Consider the following 1,563-nt stretch of genomic DNA (forward strand, 5'->3'; position numbering starts at 1 on the left):
TCACTGAAATGCTCTACGACGCCAATGGCAATAATGTCGCCATTATCCGCCGGAACAGTGGCAATCAGGCCGAACGTATTGACCTGCAATACGATGCCTTGAACCGCAAAGTGCTGGAGCAAGGCGCAGAATACACCACCGCCAATGGCAGCACGGTACGCCAGACCACCAGCACCTACTACACCGCCCAGGGTGATACCGCACTGAGCGTCAAAGAAGTGGCCGATGGTCAGCAAACTGCCTTTAACCTGGGTGCACAGGACCTGATTAGCCGTCAGGTGTACGACAACGCCGGGCATATGACCCAACAGATCGATGCCAACGGTGCTATCACTGAATTGTTCTATGACGCCAAAGGCCAGGTGGTGCGTAAACGGCAGCACCGGCAACAGGCGGATGGCAGCCAGCACGTGGTGGAGGTGCGTTTTGGCTATGACAGCCAGGGCCGTGAGATCTGGCGTGATGAGGGGGTAGGGGCGATTCAACGTACCTACTACAACAGCCATGGCGAGATCAGTGGCAAAGGCGTCAATGACCAGATCCACGAGTACTACGAGTACAACGCAGCTGGTCAGCTGTTCAAAACCAACAAAAAGAACGGTGCCCCTCAGGTCTTTGTTTACGATGCCAACGGCAATGCCTCGCTGGAAATCCAGTCGATGACCATCGACCTGAAAGAGGTCACCCTCAACCAGCTGCGCTTATTGGATGCCAAGCAACTCCACATCACCCTCAGTCGTTACGATGCCCGTAACCAGCTGATTGATGTGGTGCAGCCGGAGATGACCTTCCTGACGAAGGACTCTTCCAGCAGTGCCGGTACGGAGGTCATTGACGCTACGCCGTACACCTTTGGTGAGGCGAAAATGATTGGTGGTGAGAAGTTTGACTTTAACTTCAAACTCTTTGCCCGGGCGGCCGGTAAACACTGGCCCCGCTGTTACTTTAAGCAAGAAGGGGTGTACTTTAAGTGGTCGGATATCGGCGAGTACGATGGCGACCTGTTGTTTGAGTGGGATTCCGGCTACCGTTGGGACACCAAAGGTTCGTTTGTGGTGAACGCCAGTAAAGGCGAGTACTACATCCCTATGTGGGGCAAGGATAACACCACCAGCGTCTCCTACTTGAAAAACATGGGCTTCAAATACCATGTCAAAATCTCCAAGAAAAATGACGCGGGCGACTGGGTACCCCTTACCGAACAAACGGGCCGTTACCGTTGGAGTGGCTTTGCCCCCCGTTGGGAGCACGATACCTTAGTGCGCTGGGAGAATAACCACATCGAAATGCCGAAGTTGCTGACCTTAAAAGAGCAGCCACGGCAGGCCACCCGTTTACGCATGTACTACCGCCCCGCGCAAGAGCCGGGCTATACCAGCCGCGCTTATGACGAGGCTAATTACCAGCCCGGTAAGTACACCCACAGTATTGATGGTGCACGGATGAACCGCGAGGGAGACTGGGCGTTGGATCTGACCAACTCCCCAGGCCTCTCTGCAAATCAAGCCTATGAGTACTACTACGAGGCCTTGACCCCAGAAGGCACGGTGATTAACCGGGGTG

At 54.6% G+C, this 1,563-nt stretch carries 1 protein-coding gene; it reads left to right on the forward strand.

The genetic code is table 11. The annotated features are described in order from the left end of the window. A partial coding sequence (locus tag ACQ96U_RS26960; RefSeq protein WP_431724378.1) for a hypothetical protein occupies positions 1–1,563 on the forward strand: 1,563 nt, incomplete at both ends.

The organism is Zooshikella sp. RANM57 (genome assembly GCF_050749885.1).
In the GTDB taxonomy this organism is placed as follows: Bacteria; Pseudomonadota; Gammaproteobacteria; order Pseudomonadales; family Zooshikellaceae; genus Zooshikella.